This is a genomic window from Arthrobacter sp. D2-10, from assembly GCF_054161285.1.
Map to the genome: position 1 here is coordinate 2,172,050 of NZ_CP096431.1, position 14,553 is coordinate 2,186,602.

The 14,553-nt window shown below is 63.8% G+C and carries 12 protein-coding genes; 5 read left to right on the plus strand and 7 right to left on the minus strand.

Annotated features, from left to right (window positions below):
• Nucleotides 1-244: 244 nt before the first annotated feature.
• Both M1D74_RS10110 and M1D74_RS10115 read left to right on the plus strand, forming a co-directional pair.
• Nucleotides 245-1,045 carry an alpha/beta fold hydrolase gene (locus M1D74_RS10110; protein WP_309071102.1) on the plus strand — a complete coding sequence of 267 codons (801 nt, stop codon included), beginning with the start codon at nt 245-247 and terminating at the stop codon, nt 1,043-1,045.
• A 138-nt stretch (nt 1,046-1,183) separates the two neighbouring features.
• Nucleotides 1,184-2,149 carry a serine/threonine-protein kinase gene (locus M1D74_RS10115; protein ID WP_309123903.1) on the plus strand — a complete coding sequence of 322 codons (966 nt, stop codon included), beginning with the start codon at nt 1,184-1,186 and terminating at the stop codon, nt 2,147-2,149.
• A 119-nt stretch (nt 2,150-2,268) separates the two neighbouring features.
• Here M1D74_RS10115 and M1D74_RS10120 read toward each other — a convergent pair whose 3' ends face one another.
• On the minus strand, nt 2,269-2,457 hold the full coding sequence (locus tag M1D74_RS10120; RefSeq protein WP_309071100.1) for a hypothetical protein: 189 nt from the start codon (nt 2,455-2,457) through the stop codon (nt 2,269-2,271).
• Between the two features lie 134 nt (nt 2,458-2,591).
• Nucleotides 2,592-3,467 (minus strand): DNA-formamidopyrimidine glycosylase family protein, encoded by an 876-nt coding sequence (locus tag M1D74_RS10125; protein ID WP_458115241.1) that lies wholly within the window; start codon nt 3,465-3,467, stop codon nt 2,592-2,594.
• Between the two features lie 142 nt (nt 3,468-3,609).
• On the opposite strand from M1D74_RS10125, the gene M1D74_RS10130 reads away from it, so the two are divergent.
• Nucleotides 3,610-4,281: a TetR/AcrR family transcriptional regulator gene (locus tag M1D74_RS10130; protein WP_309071098.1), complete on the plus strand. Its 672-nt coding sequence runs from the start codon at nt 3,610-3,612 to the stop codon at nt 4,279-4,281.
• A gap of 223 nt (nt 4,282-4,504) precedes the next feature.
• Here M1D74_RS10130 and M1D74_RS10135 read toward each other — a convergent pair whose 3' ends face one another.
• The gene (locus M1D74_RS10135; protein ID WP_458115242.1) at nt 4,505-5,842 is read right to left on the minus strand and encodes an MFS transporter; all 1,338 of its coding nucleotides are present in this window, start codon (nt 5,840-5,842) and stop codon (nt 4,505-4,507) included.
• Between the two features lie 170 nt (nt 5,843-6,012).
• Here M1D74_RS10135 and M1D74_RS10140 point away from each other — a divergent pair, with 170 nt between their 5' ends.
• A complete protein-coding gene (locus M1D74_RS10140) occupies nt 6,013-6,720 on the plus strand; it encodes an IclR family transcriptional regulator (protein WP_458115243.1) in 708 nt (235 codons plus the stop codon).
• On the opposite strand, the gene M1D74_RS10145 is transcribed toward M1D74_RS10140, so the two are convergent.
• The 3 genes from M1D74_RS10145 to M1D74_RS10155 all read right to left on the minus strand — a co-directional run bounded on the left by M1D74_RS10145 (nt 6,713) and on the right by M1D74_RS10155 (nt 12,398).
• Complete coding sequence (locus M1D74_RS10145) at nt 6,713-8,071, minus strand: MFS transporter (protein WP_458115244.1); 1,359 nt, start codon at nt 8,069-8,071, stop codon at nt 6,713-6,715. The two genes, M1D74_RS10140 and M1D74_RS10145, sit on opposite strands and share 8 nt — an antisense overlap.
• A 71-nt stretch (nt 8,072-8,142) precedes the next feature.
• Nucleotides 8,143-11,238 (minus strand): AAA family ATPase, encoded by a 3,096-nt coding sequence (locus M1D74_RS10150; protein ID WP_458115245.1) that lies wholly within the window; start codon nt 11,236-11,238, stop codon nt 8,143-8,145.
• Nucleotides 11,235-12,398: an exonuclease SbcCD subunit D gene (locus M1D74_RS10155; RefSeq protein WP_458115246.1), complete on the minus strand. Its 1,164-nt coding sequence runs from the start codon at nt 12,396-12,398 to the stop codon at nt 11,235-11,237. Before M1D74_RS10155 ends, M1D74_RS10150 begins: the two co-directional genes overlap by 4 nt.
• Nucleotides 12,399-12,550: 152 nt before the next feature.
• Here M1D74_RS10155 and M1D74_RS10160 point away from each other — a divergent pair, with 152 nt between their 5' ends.
• Nucleotides 12,551-13,504 (plus strand): ADP-ribosylglycohydrolase family protein, encoded by a 954-nt coding sequence (locus M1D74_RS10160; RefSeq protein WP_458115247.1) that lies wholly within the window; start codon nt 12,551-12,553, stop codon nt 13,502-13,504.
• 37 nt (nt 13,505-13,541) lie between these two features.
• On the opposite strand, the gene M1D74_RS10165 is transcribed toward M1D74_RS10160, so the two are convergent.
• A complete protein-coding gene (locus M1D74_RS10165; RefSeq protein WP_458115248.1) occupies nt 13,542-14,531 on the minus strand; it encodes an exonuclease domain-containing protein in 990 nt (329 codons plus the stop codon).
• Nucleotides 14,532-14,553 lie beyond the last annotated feature (22 nt).

Genomic DNA, 14,553 nt, shown 5'->3' on the forward strand with positions numbered 1-14,553 from the left:
AATCGGCATGACCGGTGGTCGCCCTTACAGGGAAAACCTGAACGTTACGTGCGAGCCGTGCGCCCCGATTTGCATCCGGACAGGAGCGGTGACTAAAGTCACACGGGTTGGCCACTGCTGGCCGGGCGGCGGAGATCTGTTCAATGGAGCACAGTTCTCTGCCGCATTTTTCTTTTCCGGAACGGTCCGTTCGCAGGACGCTAAAGTTTTGGCAGGGCGGCAGCAAGGAAAACCAGGAGGGCACATGGGACGTCACAGCGATCATCTGGTCGAGGGAACGAATCCGGGACTGAGCGTCGTTGTTCACGAGGCGCCCTCCACACCCGCGTCAAGGCCGGTCCTGCTCCTCCACGGATTTGCCTCCTCCGCCAGGCTCAACTGGGAAGATTCGGGATGGGTCCGCGCGCTGACCGACGCGGGCCGCAGGGTCATCACCGTGGATCTGCCCGGGCACGGGTCGAGCACCGCGCCGGAGGACATGGACTCGTACTCCCCCAGCCGCATTCGGGCAGATCTGCTGCAAATTCTGCTTGATGCGCACGTTCAGCCGCTTGATAGCAACCGGCCGGGAAGCGGCGTGGACATCATCGGATACTCGCTCGGTTCACGCCTCGCCTGGGAATTCGGCGCAACGCAGCCGGAACTGGTGCACCGGATGGTGCTCGGCGGACCGGGAAGCGGGGACCCGCTGGCTGCCTTCGACCTCGCGGCTGCGCAGCGCTTCCTGACGGATGGAACTCCGATCCAGGACGAGTCCACCGACGGCCTGTTGCGGATGGCGCGCCTTGTTCCCACAAACGACGTCTTCGCATTACTCACCATGGTGGAAGCCATCAAGCGCGAGCCCTTCGTGCCGGCTGACGCCGTTCCGCACATGCCCCTACTCCTGGTAGCCGGAGACCAGGACGAGCGCGCAAGCACGCTGCCTGAGTTGGCGGAGCTGAGCGGTCAAGCGGAGATCCTGTGGCTGCCCGGCCGCACTCACACCAACGCTGTCACGGCCAGGGCTTTCAAGAGCGCCGCCATCGACTTCCTCAAAGCGTAACAATTGCCAAACTTTTGATCTCTGGCATAGTGCGCGGTCTTTCGCACTGCCCGGAACAGGGTAGAATAATCGAGGTGATCAGCATGCTTATCACCTGCTCTTCACCCTCATTCTTTCTTTCTTCCCCGGAGGTCTCACGTGGATGAACTCCTGGCCGAGCGGTACCAGCCCATCGAGTTGATTGGTACCGGCGGCGCAGCATCGGTGTTTCGGGCACTGGACCGGAACCTCGGCCGGGACGTGGCAATCAAGGTCTTCAACCCCACTACTTCAGATGACGACGATTACCGGCGGCAGCACACGGAAACGATGCTTCTGTCCACCCTGAACCACCCCGGACTGGTCACCCTTCATGACGCCGGCCTCCAGGAGGACGGCACAGGCAAGACCACCAGCTTTCTCGTAATGGAACTGGTTGACGGCCTTGATCTGCGTAAGTTGCTGAAGGCGGGCCCGCTGCCTTCTGAACACGTTGCTCAGCTGGGGGCAGACCTTGCTGACGCGCTCGCGTACATCCACGCCCAGGGTGTGATCCACCGCGATGTAAAACCTGCAAACATTCTCATGTACCACTCGGGAGAGCACGAAACGCGCCTCTACCCGAAGCTCACGGACTTCGGTATTGCCCGCATGGTGGAAGCAACTCATTCCACGGCTCACGGCGCCACGATCGGCACGGCCAACTACCTCAGTCCGGAGCAAGCCGAGGGCACGACCGTGGAACCGCGTAGCGACATCTACTCGCTCGGTCTCGTCCTCCTGGAATGTCTGACCGGAGAGAAGGCGTTCCCCGGCCCCATAGTAGAGGCGGCCGTCGCCCGCCTACTGCGCGACCCCGAGGTTCCCGATTCCCTCGGCCCCGACTGGGTCAATCTTCTGACACGCATGACTGCACGAAATGCGCAGGATCGTCCTGACGCCCATGAGGTGGCCGTCGCGCTGCGTGCGCTGGGGTCCGACAAGGACGACGAAGGATCCCTGACGCTCAACCTGCCGGCGGGCAACGGCATGCAGATGGACACTCCTGATGTAATCACTGGCGGAGTCACAACCGGGAATGTTCACATCCCCGAACCCCCGTCACGGGCTCCCTCACTCGGGTAACCGGAGTCCCAACAGCTGCTCATAGTGAGCTACCGATGCTGTTAATGAGTTACGGACCCGCAGCACCTTGGTGCTGCAGGTCCGTAACTCATTGAGACGTCATGGCACCGTTTGGGCCGCTAGCCGACCGTGCCGTCGCCCCTTTCGGAATCCTTCTCGGGATCTTCCTCGGGTTCAAAACTGCTAGGTTCCTCAGTGGTCGTGATCCCAACTCCGTCCTCGGTGTTGGGGATGGTTCCCTCCGGTTCCGTGCTGCTGGAATCCTTGCCCTGCGCGTCCTGGTCGCGATCGCCTGAATCACTTGTCATGATGACCTCCTCGGTTCGAACCGGATTCTTACCCTTTCGATCCTAGGGGCACCGCTGGAGCTGCAAAAGGACCGCGTCGATCTCGCCGTCGCTTTCGTTGCCCCATAAGTCCAGGTGGGGCGCACTCTGAGCGGTCACTTGAGAAACTTCGAAGTTCGTCGGTCGGCGAGCGGCTTGCCGCCTGTCTGGCAGGTGGGACAGTACTGAAGAGCCGAATCGGCGAACGAGACTTCGCGGACAGTGTCGCCGCACACAGGGCATTCCTGCCCTGTTCGTCCGTGAACCTTCATCTCGCGCCGCTTGGCATCCTTGAGCTCCTTGGCGGGCTTGCCGGCTGCCGCTGTGATTGCTGTCCCCAGAACCGAGTGCATTGCCGTGTGCAATGTGGCCAATTGTTCCTCGCCGAGGTTGGTTGCCAGGGCAAAAGGTGAGAGCCGGGCGGCATGAAGTATTTCATCGCTATAGGCATTGCCTATGCCGGCAATGAAGGACTGGTCCCGCAAGAGCCCTTTGATCTGGCTGCGGTGGCCGTGCAGCATCTCCAGGAACGTTTCCAGCCCGACATCGAGCGCTTCAGGACCAAGCCTGCTGAGTCCCGGGACCTCAGCCACGTCGCGGACGAGGTACGCGGCCGCTGACTTCTTCGTTCCCGCCTCTGTGAGGTCGAAACCGTAACCTTCAGGTTCAGCGCATCGTAGCCGGAGTGCGATGGGACCCTTGCCCGGACGCAGGGCGGTGTCCGGAATGGAGTCAGACCACCTCAGCCACCCGGCACGGGCCAGGTGCATCACGAGGTGAACGCCCTCCAGACTCAGGATGAGGAACTTCCCCCGCCTGTCCACGTCGGTGAACGTCATCGATGAGACGGTCGCCAGTGGCACCTCAGCCGTCTTGAGCACGGCGAAGGATCCGAGCTGAACGTCACGCACGCGAGCAGGGGCACCCTTCACAGGCGTCAGTTTGCTGGCCAGGAACTGTGCGAGCCCCTGGACCTCAGGCATCTCCGGCATGGCACTACGGTAACAGCGGAGACTCCGGAAGGGGCTGCGACGACTACTGTTCGTTTTCCATGCCCCCGCCGCTCCGGTCTTCCATTACCGTGGAGGGAGGCAAGACGTTTGCTCCCCGTCGGGAAGGAATCAGGAACAAGTGATGGTCAGCGTAACCGGCCCGGCCCGTCGGTCCGCCGGCAGGCCACTGAACAGGATCCTCTCGCAGGAAGCGATCACCCGGGCGGCTCTTACGCTTATCGAAACCCGCGGGTATGAGGGCCTCACCATGTCCTCCCTCGCCCGCGCCCTGAAGGTAGCGCCGTCGTCGTTATATAACCACGTGGAGTCCAAGGGCGACGTTCTCATTCTGCTGCAGGACCACGTCATGACGCAGGTGGACGTGTCAGGGTTCGAAACAGAACCATGGGAACAGGCCATCCGCCGGTTCGCGTGGTCCTACCGCGACGTCTTTACCCGCCACACGCCCCTGATTCCCGTCATCGCTGTCCTTCCGGTGAGCGGCGCTCCGCAGACCTTGGCCGTCTATGAGGCCGTCACGCGTGGGTTCGAGCGAGCCGCGTGGCCGGAACCGCTGATTGTTCCAGCGATCATCGCGCTGGAATCCTTTATTTTCGGGTCCGCGTTCGATGCGACAGCGCCGGAGACCATCTTCGAGTCGGGGCAGCTGGCAGGGCACTACCCGCGGTTCACCGCTGCGGTGTCAGCGCTGAAGGACAACGCGGACCGGCGGCAGGCCGATGTCGCTTTTGGGATGGGCCTCGACGCGCTCATTCTTGGTCTTCAGGCGCGGGCTGCGGAACACCCGAGCTAGCCGAAGCTACCGGATAGTGGGCTCTGCACATGGGAAAGGCCGGCTCTCCAGGGCTGGGGGAACCCTTGGCGAGCCGGCCATTCTTCGTACCGAACCCGTCAGTCCGGCGGCAGGCCCCTCGTACAAGGCCCGTCTTGGCAATCAGTGTATGCGGGACTCCGGGCGGGGGCCATGGGGAGAACTACCCATGGCCCTACCCACCGCACCGGTTTTCGAGACGTCGCTACTTCGCCTCTGTGTGGTTCTCGGCCACACGCAGCGGCACGCCGCGTGTCTCCTTCACCATGGTCACGCCCACGAAGGAAATGACGCACAACACCATGATGTAGATGCCGATGGAGATCGACGATCCGGTGCCTGTCAGGAGCGCTTCTGCAATCAGCGGGGCGAAAGCACCGCCCAGGATGGCGCCGAGGGCATAACCGATTCCAATGCCTGAGTAGCGGACATTGGCCGGGAACATCTCGGCATACATCGCGGACATGGGTCCGTAGGACAGGCCAAGACCGATGGTTAATACGAACAGCGCCACACCGTAGGCGAGGATGTTGCGGGTATCGATCATCATGAACAGCGGAATCATCCACAGGAACACCAGCGCGTAGCCGATCTGGAAGGTTCGAACCCGCCCGATCCGGTCGGACAGAATGCCGCCGTACATGGTGAAGATCAGCCAGCCGAAGGACGCCAGAAGGGTCGCGAACAGCACCGGCCCACCGGGCATGCCCAGGGTGCGCTGTGCGTATGCGGAGAAGAAAGCGATGAGGAGGTAGCCGGCCGCGTTGTTCGCAATGAAGATTGCCGCCGTCAGCACGACCTGCTTGGTGTTGTGCTTGAAGAGCAGCTTCAGCGGTACCGAAGATTCCAACTTGCGCTCGGTCATCTCCCTGAACACCGGGCTTTCGGCAACAGCCTTGCGGATGAAGTAGCCGACGACGATCAGGACCACCGAAAGCAGGAATGGAACGCGCCATCCCCAGGTCAGGAAGTCCTCTTCCGACATGGACGAACGCAGCATGAACAGCACCAGCGTTGCGAGGATCATGCCGACGGGTACACCGATTTGCGGGTACGCTCCCCAGAATCCACGCTTGTTGACCGGTGCGTGCTCCACCGCCATGAGTGCGGCGCCGCCCCACTCCCCTCCGGCGGAGAAGCCCTGGAGGATACGCAGCAGCATCAGCAGGATCGGCGCAGCGACGCCGATCTGGGCGTATGTGGGCAGCAGCCCTATGAGTGCGGTGGCGGAACCCATCATGACGAGGGTGAAGACGAGCATCGCCTTGCGTCCGATGCGGTCACCGAGGTGGCCGGCGACCACTGCCCCGAGTGGCCGGAAGAAGAAGCTGATGCCGATTGTGGCCCAGGAAACCAGCTGCGCGAGTCCCGGGCTGTCCTCGTTGAGGGGTGCGAAATACAGCTGTGCGAAGACCAGACCCGCAGCCTGCGCAAAGATGAAGAAGTCATACCATTCGATGGTGGTGCCAACCATGGTGCCTGCGACGACCTTGCGGTCCTCCCGAGACATTCGCTGCCGGGCAGCGGCCGTTGAAGACGTCATTGTTACTCCAAGTGGACGGAAAATGATTACCGACAGAACGTTCGGTAATGTGTCTCAGATCATACTCTCTAACACGAGGGCGATGCACCTTCGCGCTGAGCCCGTACTGTCGGAACGAAGGCTTGTTCGATAGTTGAACATTCTATTCCGATATAGAATAATAACGATGTGTGAGCCCGGACACAACGACCCAACATTCGCAGACCCTTTCACGAGGGCTCCGCTCCCTCGAGATTCTCGCCGATTCACCCAAGCCGCTGTCCATCGCGGAACTGTCCTCTGAGCTGGGGGTACACCGATCAATTGCCTACCGAATAGTTCGAACCCTGGAAGACCATTCGCTGGTTGTCCGCGATGAGGCCGGAAAAGTGTCGTCCGGCCCCGGCTTGGCAGCACTCGCACGCGGCGTGTCCCGTGACCTTCAGACTGCCGCCCTGCCGGAACTGACCGTGCTGGCGAACGAGCTCGGCATGACCGCGTTCGTCGCAGTCTGGGACCGCCATGACTGCGTAACCCTGGTGACGGTCGAGCCGCGCCACTCCAGGGCCGCGGTCGCGCAGCGGCCCGGTACCCGGCATGCCTTCAGCGCCGGAGCGCCGGGCATCGCGATCCAGTCCGCCGTCAGCGAGGAAGAATGGCAACGGCTCGCGCCCGGCCAGCCGTACCGCAGTGAATCCGGTGCGGCACGGCTGCAAGGTTTCGCCACAAGCCATGACGAGGTCATCGCCGGCCTCTCATCCGTTGCCGCTCCGGTCAGGGTACCGGGACGCCTGCCCGCGGCAGTCGCCGTCGTTTATATCCGCTCAGCCCATCCGGAGGCGGAACTTGGCGCCCGCATAGCGGGCAGTGCCCGGGCGATTGAGGAGCAGCTCAGCTGATCTCCCGGGCCACCTGCCTGCTGCGGAGGACGACGGCACACACCAAGCCCAACAGCAGGAGCACGACGGCGGCCGCCACCGGAACCGTGAAAGCCAGCTTCACACTGCTCTCCGCCAGTGCTCCTGCAATCGATGCGCCGATTGCGGTGCCGGCGACGATTCCACTGGCCAGCAGAGTCATCACTGTCCCGACCAGCTGCCGCGGCGCTACCAGTGAGCCGACACTGAATATGGTCACCATGGTTGGCCCGACGGGGATTCCAAGGACCAGCAGGGCGACGAGCATCAATGGAATGTCAGGGACGAACAGGGGCAAGACTGCGGCCGCGCACATGACGCCGGCCGAGAGAACCCAGCGCAAGGGATGCCGGAAGCGCTGCGGCCAGTACGCCACCGACAAGGCGGTCAGCGCTGAGCTGACGCCCATCACGGCATAGAGCAGGCCGGCCGCGGTCTCCGCTCCGAACCCCCCGGCGAAGGCGATGAGCGAGGTTTGGGTTGACCCGAAGAAGGTTCCCATCATGACCATGCCGAGAACAGGCAACGCTACCAGGAAGCCTGTGCGTGCTCCCCCGCGCCCTTGCTGATGCTGCCGGTTCGCTGCAGTGGGACGACGGCGCAGCGGAATGACTGCCCGCTCGGTCGGGTGCACCGCGAAGGCTGAAACGAACGCCGCTGTAAGCGCCGCGGCCAGTGCCAGGGGCAGCCAGGGCGCGATCACGCTGGCCAGCAGACCGACGAGGGCAGGACCGAGCACGAAAGTCAGTTCGTCGGCTGTGCTTTCGTAGGACAGCGCCGTGTCGAGATCGCTGGGGCGCTTGTCCTGGGTCAACGCCATCCAGCGAACCCTGGCGAGCGGACCGATCTGCGGGCAGGTCGCACCCATCAGGAACGCCGCAATCAGGGTCGGTGTCAGTACCGAGTCGCCGCCGGAGAAGCCGCTAACGCCAAGCAGCGCAAATATGGCCAACGTGTTGAGGACGGCTGATAGCAGCAGGACCGGGCGCTGACCATGTCGGTCGGCCAAGTAGCCGAGGGCCGGCGCCCCCATTGCCGAGCCGATTCCTACGGCTCCAGCCGCGAATCCACCGGAAGCATAAGAGCCGGTTGCCGCGGTGACCAGAGTGAGCGCGCCGACGGTGAGCATCGCGAGAGGAAGGCGGGCAATGAGGCCCAGTGGAAGAAAACCCGCTCCCGCAATTTCCGGCAGTCTGCTGAAGCGGCCGCGCTTCTCGGTGCTGAGGGGCGACGGCACGGCGCCCTGCGCGGTAGTGGCGTCCTCCACCGGAGCCGGGGCTGCGGAGGATTGATCGGTAGGGACGATTCGGGAGTCAGAAGTTGGGTTAGCCATGCGCTTTCCGGGTGCTTCGAAAAGCGCATCGTCCCTCCTCCCGATGCGCACAACCCGGTAACGTCACAATTTTACACGCGCTCCAGCTGATTCACGAAGCTCACGCTTGACCCGGCTCGTCCCTTCGATACGTGCAACTGCGCTGGGATGCGTTGCTTAAGCTCAGCTACGTGACTGACCAGTCCGACCACGCGTCCTCCGTCCCGCAAATTCTCCAAAGCGTCCATCACCTGCTCAAGGGATTGCTCGTCCAGGCTGCCGAATCCCTCGTCCACGAAGAGAGTTTCGATATCAAGACCGCCCGTCTCGTGCTGGACGACGTCGGCAAGTCCCAGTGCGAGCGCCAGGGATGCCATGAAAGACTCACCACCCGAGAGCGTAGCGGTGTCGCGGCGCATCCCTGTCCAGCTGTCGATGACGTTCAATCCCAATCCGGACTTCCGGTTTCCGGACTTCGAGTCGCTGTGCACCAGGGAGTACCGGCCGTCAGACATCTGCTGCAGTCGTTCGGTCGCAGCGTCCGCTACCTGTTCCAGGCGGGCAGCCAGAACGTAGGTGGCCAGGCTCATCTTGTACAGGTTTTCGCCGTTCCCACGCGCGGTATCCGCAATCGACTTCGCGAGCTGGTGCGCGTGCCGCAGCGGCACCAGCCGCTCCTCAAGAAGCGCCGCCCTGTCCGTGTAGGAACCGAGCTGCACCACTGATTGTTCCAGCAGGCCTACTTCGAGCACCGCGCGGTCGAGCTGCTTCCCGGCCTCCGCTTCCCTCTCCCCCGCGAGCGTGAGCTCGCGTTCATCCGGCAGTGCACCGCCTTCCTTTTCCAGGACCGCGGCAGCTATATTCTCCGGGCGCTGAAGGTCGCGTTCTATTCTGTGGGCTGTGTTCTCCGCATCCCGGATCGACTGCTCAGCTTCGTCCACTTGGCGACCTGTCAGCAGGGCAGCCCGGACTGCGTCCGGCGACGGGAAGTCCGTGACTGCAAGACGCTCCCGCAGGGCAGTTTCGGCTTTGTCCAGATGTGCCCGAGCCTGCTCGGTGCGCGTCAGGGCAGAACAGACCGCGCCAAGCCGGCGTTCAGTCACTTCCAGGGCGGCGACCTTGTCCACCACTGTGCCGTAGGACCCGCGCACCTGCGAGAGCCTGTCCTTCAGAGTGGTCTCCTGTTCACGAAGTGTGGTCAGGCGTGAAGAGCCTTCGGCCAGACTCTGTGCGAGGGTTGCATTTTCCTCCTGCAGCCCCGCGAGCGCAGCCTCGAGCGTAGCTTTCCGCCCGGTCAGTTCAGCAGCAGAGCGCACCGCCAGCTCCGCTTGCGAGCGTTCCTGCTCGAGAGACGACAGGGCAGTGCGAACTTCTGAAACCGTGAACTCACCGCTTCGCGTGCGCAGCATCGCTGCCTCAAGTGCCGCTGCGTCCCGCTCGGCCGAAATTTGCCGCACTCGTCCCTCCGCCCGGTCCTGATTGGCCCGAGCATCTTCCTCATCCTCGCGACTCACCAGCGGCGGTTTGGCAGGTGTTGCGGGGGCTGGGTGCTCTACGCTGCCGCAGACCGCACAGGGCTCCCCTGAGACTAACCGGGCAGCGAGTTCTGCCGCCGTCTGCTCGAGCCGCAGCTGAAGCTTCCCCAGCCAGTCCTCTTTCGCTGCAAGGAAGATCATCTGCTGTTCCTGCAGCTGTTCGTCCAGTTTCTGGAGTGCGCGCTCCGCCAACTCTGCCTTGCCCAGCAGCTCAAGCCGCTCAGTGACTTCTGCGCACTGGGTCTTCAGTTCTGCTGCGCGAGCCGCCACGGTCTGCGCGACCTCAAGTTCTGCTCCGAGGTTCGAAAGTTCCTTCGCGAATTCCTCCTGCTTCGTTCTGCACAGCGCAGTCTTGCTACGCTGCTGCTCGATCGTGCGCTCCACATCTCTGATGCGCACGCCAAGATGCATGAGGTCCTGCTCCAGCGGCAGCGATGCCCGCGCCGCTGCCAGCCTTTCCCGAATCTCATCATGCGCACGTTCGATATCCGCCAACGCCGGTTCTGCCTCCAGGATGAGCGTTTCCGGAAGCTCGTGCCGGAGAGCGGGGTCAGCCTCCAGCCGGAGCATCACGGACCGCAGGTGGTCCTGGTCAGCGCGGAGCTGCTCCGCCGCTTCATCCCGCGACTGAAGAGGGCCCTCGAGGATCTGGGCCCCACGGTGGCTCTCGAGCATGGTGCGCAGGGTGGCGGCCTGTTGAAGGTCGAGCTCGTTCGCCTTCCATTCCGCGAGCAACCGGCGATAGGCGATGCGGTCCCGACGCTCGTTCTCAATCCCGGAACGGTCGAGCCGGCAGGCCTCACGTACCGCCGTAAGTTCCTTCACGCGGATCCGGCCCTCGGTCACGGCAGCCATCAGTTGATCCTGCAAGGCGAGCAGTCCATGCCCAGACCCGTCTGTCTCGCTGCTTTCCGGGTCCAGGCCGGCAGCTGCTGGTCCTTGCACCCGGGCAGCAGGAGAAAGTGGTTGGGTGGTCAACCCGTGCCTCTGCACCTCCTCTTCGGCCCGCGCCAGAAGATCTTCAAGTTCACCCTCGGCTTCCTGCAGGGCCGACGCAGTCCGGGCGGCGTGCTCTGCAAGCAGCTGTTCTACCGTGGAGAACCTGTCGGTAGCAAACAACCGTTGCAGCAGCTCGCCGCGTGCCGTGGCGTCCGACCGAAGGAACGCAGCGAACTCGCCCTGGGGCAACATCACTACCCGTGTGAACTGTTCCCGGTTCATTCCGAGCACGTCCTGAAGTTCCGCGCCCGCTTCATCATTGCGGGTTGACCGGGTGACCCACTGCCCTGCTACACGCTCCCGCAAGAGGGTCTTGGCCTGCTCCGTGGTGGTTCCGGACCCGCGCTTCGAGGGCCGGCTCCACGCGGGATTCCTGGTCACTTCGAAGCGCCGGGAACCCGCGGAGAACTCGCACACGACCTCCGGTGCGAGGCCATCGGGAGCATGGTCGCTTCGCAGGCGCTTGGCGTTCTGGCGTTCCCCCGGCACGGCACCGTACAGCGCGTAGCAGATTGCGTCCAGAACGCTCGATTTACCAGCTCCGGTTGGCCCGTTCAGCAGGAACAGCCCCTGCTCCGTGAGCCCGTCGAAGTCTATGTGCTGGCGCTCAGCGAACGGCCCAAAGGCCTGGATCTCCAGGCGGTGGATCCTCATGCGCCGCTCTCCGCTGCGCGCACGGCGTCGATCGTCTCGGCGAAGAGTGCCGCCTCTTCAGCATTGGCGGAGCGTTGCCGGACGTGTTCGAGGAAACCGCAACAAATGGCTGAATCATCAACGGCTTGTGCGATGCGCTCGCTGTAGGTGCGTTCCTCCCCTGGTCCACGGGAGGAAGGTTCGAATGCAAGCACAAGAGTGCCCGGAAACCTCGCGCGCAGTCGCTCCATAGCGTGCTGCGGGCGCTCGTTGTCCGTCAGGGTGACGTGACACCAGGCGCCTTCGGCTTCGACGTGCTGCGGTGATGCGAGGAGCTCATCGATCGGACCCCGCAGGATGGCAAGGTGCCGTTGCGGCGTCCACCTGACCGGGCGTACCTCCCCTACGCCGTCAGCCGCCAGGTCGATGAGCCAGGCGCCCTTCGACTGCCGTGCCTCGGAAAATGAGTAGGCCAACGGAGACCCTGAATAACGGATACGCTCATGCAACTGTTGCTGACCATGCAGATGACCCAGCGCAACGTAATCAAAATCCTCAAAGAGATTCAGCGGCACCACGCCCAGACCGCCCATACTGAGCTCCCGCTCACTGTCCGATCCCACTCCCCCGCTGGCGAAGGTGTGGGCCATGACCACCGAGTGCACGGTGTTGCGCTTCCGGCGCCGACCCAGGTCATCCCGCACGCGCTCCAGCGCCGCTGACGTGACAGCGGTATGGGTTGCGCCGTCGCAGCCGAGTTCATCCGCGACCATGCGCGGTTCCAGGTAAGGCAACCCGTAAACAGCCACCTCGACCTCGTCATCGACGCGGAAAAGGGCGGGCCGCCCGATGTCCTCGATCCGGGTACGGAGATGCACGCCGCCGCGTTCGATCAGCTTGCCGCCGAATCCCAGCCGGACTGCAGAATCATGGTTTCCGCTACTGATGACGGCCTGAGCGCCTGCCACTATGATCCGCTCGAGGGCTTCGTTGAAGAGTTCGACGACGTCAACGGCGGGAAGCGCGCGGTCATAGACATCCCCGGCAATGAGAACCACGTCGACGTTTTCCTCGCGTACCGTCTTCTCCAGCTGGTCGACGAAAAGGCGCTGCGACTCAAGCATCCCCACCCCGTGGAAGGAACGCCCCAGATGCCAGTCTGACGTGTGCAGTAACCTCATGATTCCAAGCTACCGGCCACCTCCGACAGTTCCTGGCGGCAACGCCGCGGCACCACGGAACGGGAGGCCGCGGGCACGTGAGATCTGCTACTTCAGCCCGCCGATGAGCCGCCATTCAGGGGCGGATGCCGCGGAATGCCTACACTGGCTCAGTGACACATTCCGCAGGTACTTCCATTCCACTTCGCAGCAGAATCACCGGCGCCCTCCTGGGAGGTGCCCTTGGCGAGGCAGCGGCGGAGTCACCCGAAGGTTCTGCCTTCGCCGATGCAACCCAGCTGACGCTGTACACGGTCGACGGCATGACCGAGGCTCTTGAATGGGCCAATGATGGGGTCGCCGCGGACGAGACCGCCTGCCTCTGGCTCGCCTACCTCCGCTGGCTCGGTACCCAGAGCGAGACTCCGCCGTCGTCGGCTCCTGCTCCCCCCGCCCGCTGGATCGATGGGCAGGAGGTGCTGCACCGTCGGCGGCACCCGGACGGCACCAGCGTGCGCGCGCTCCGGAGCGGCGAAATGGGCAGTCGGCAGCGTCCGCTGGAACCCGACGACGACGGCCCCGGCGCGCTGCAGCGTTCCGCGCCTTTCGGACTGGTGGCGAACGTCCCTGGCGCCATGATCGAGAAACTCACACTTGATGCCGCGGCGATCACACACGGCAACTCGGCCGCGCAGATACCCGCCGCCGTCTACTCCGCTCTGATTCATGCCATTGCGGTGCAGGAAAGTGCACTGGCAGAGGCGGTAGACGCGTCGGCGGAACGTGCAGCCACGCTGGGGGCGTCTGCTCTGTCGGAGCGGCTACGGTCGATCGGCACCGCCTCGCCGGCTCGTCCGGCGAACGACGCAAGAGGTGTGCTCTGCGAGGCAGTGAGGCTGGTCCTCGCCACCGCGAGCGACGACGGCGCCGCCTCCGTGGAAGCTCTGCTTGCGGCAGCAGCCGCCCAGGAGGGTCCCGGGGCGACCGGGGTCGGCTCGGTTGCCGGTTCAATCGCCGGAGCCCTGTACGGCCGTGCGTCCTTGCCGCGGGCCGCATGTGCGCGGCTGGAGGGAACAGACGTAATCGAGGAGCTCGCCGGGCGCTTCGCCACAGCGATGGGAGCATAGCCGCTGGTTCGCTTCGCGCGACCGCGCCTCTTCCGCTCTACTGGCTGGCGACCGGCCAGCGGCCTTCGGTCATCTGGAGGAACTCAGCTTCGGAGAGCACCTCGATGTTCTGGCCGCGGCTGTGCAGCTCCATCACCTTGCGGGCCTTGCCCGTGACCCTTCCGCTGCGCAGGTCGGCCGCCACAAAACCGTCGCCGACCACCAGTACGGTCGTCTTTCGCGTAACGGTACTCGCCGGTCTGGCTCCCAGAACGGCCGCCCGTTCCTTCGCTTGGGGCCGTGGGATGCCCAGGTCGCCGGTGAAAACCACGGTCTGGCCAAACAGGGGATGAGATGGGTCCGCGGCAGGGTTGGGTTCGGGGTTCAGGCCTTCGTCCGGCCATCCGATCCATGTACGGGCCGGTCCCCGATCCAGAGCCGTCCGGGTCGCCTTTGAGAGTTCGGACACGCCAGGTTCGTAAGCTTCCAGGCGGGACAGCTGTAGACGGTGCCCCGACACAAGGTCCTCGATGGTTGCTGCGTCCGCGCGGCGGGCGATGTCCACCAGGATTCCGGCACACGCGCGGGCGTCCTCAACGGCGTCGTGATGGTTCACCAGCGGAACTCCCGCCGCCTCCGCGACGTAGGGCAGCGAATAGGAGACAAGGAAGTAACTGCGGCGTGAGAGCAGGACGGTGCAGGCGTAGTCATAGGCGGGACCGCCCTGGTTCGACACTTCGAGCGCGGAGCGGATGACGCCCATGTCGAAGGCGGCGTTGTGCGCCACGAGGACGTCGTTACCGATGAAGGCACCGATCTCCGGGAACAGTTCACCGAAACGCGGCTGGTGCGCCACCATGTCGGCTGTAATGCCGTGAATAGCCACGTTGCGCGGATCGAAGTGATCGTGTCCGGCGGGCGGCCGCATCAGCCACTGGGCTTCCTCGATAATCCGGCCATTGCGAACCTTGGTGAGACCGACGGCGCAGGGTGACCCGCGAAACCCGTTGGCAGTCTCGAAGTCGATCGCCGTGAACTCAATTCGCACCCGTTCACGGTAGCCGGTAGAG

Coding starts and splice junctions, on each gene's coding strand:
- M1D74_RS10110 (WP_309071102.1), top strand. CDS start 245: ATGGGACGTCACAGCGATCATCTGGTCGAGGGAACGAATCCGGGACTG.
- M1D74_RS10120 (WP_309071100.1), bottom strand. CDS start 2,457: ATGACAAGTGATTCAGGCGATCGCGACCAGGACGCGCAGGGCAAGGAT.
- M1D74_RS10125 (WP_458115241.1), bottom strand. CDS start 3,467: ATGCCGGAGATGCCTGAGGTCCAGGGGCTCGCACAGTTCCTGGCCAGC.
- M1D74_RS10130 (WP_309071098.1), top strand. CDS start 3,610: ATGGTCAGCGTAACCGGCCCGGCCCGTCGGTCCGCCGGCAGGCCACTG.
- M1D74_RS10135 (WP_458115242.1), bottom strand. CDS start 5,842: ATGACGTCTTCAACGGCCGCTGCCCGGCAGCGAATGTCTCGGGAGGAC.
- M1D74_RS10145 (WP_458115244.1), bottom strand. CDS start 8,071: ATGGCTAACCCAACTTCTGACTCCCGAATCGTCCCTACCGATCAATCC.
- M1D74_RS10150 (WP_458115245.1), bottom strand. CDS start 11,238: ATGAGGATCCACCGCCTGGAGATCCAGGCCTTTGGGCCGTTCGCTGAG.
- M1D74_RS10155 (WP_458115246.1), bottom strand. CDS start 12,398: ATGAGGTTACTGCACACGTCAGACTGGCATCTGGGGCGTTCCTTCCAC.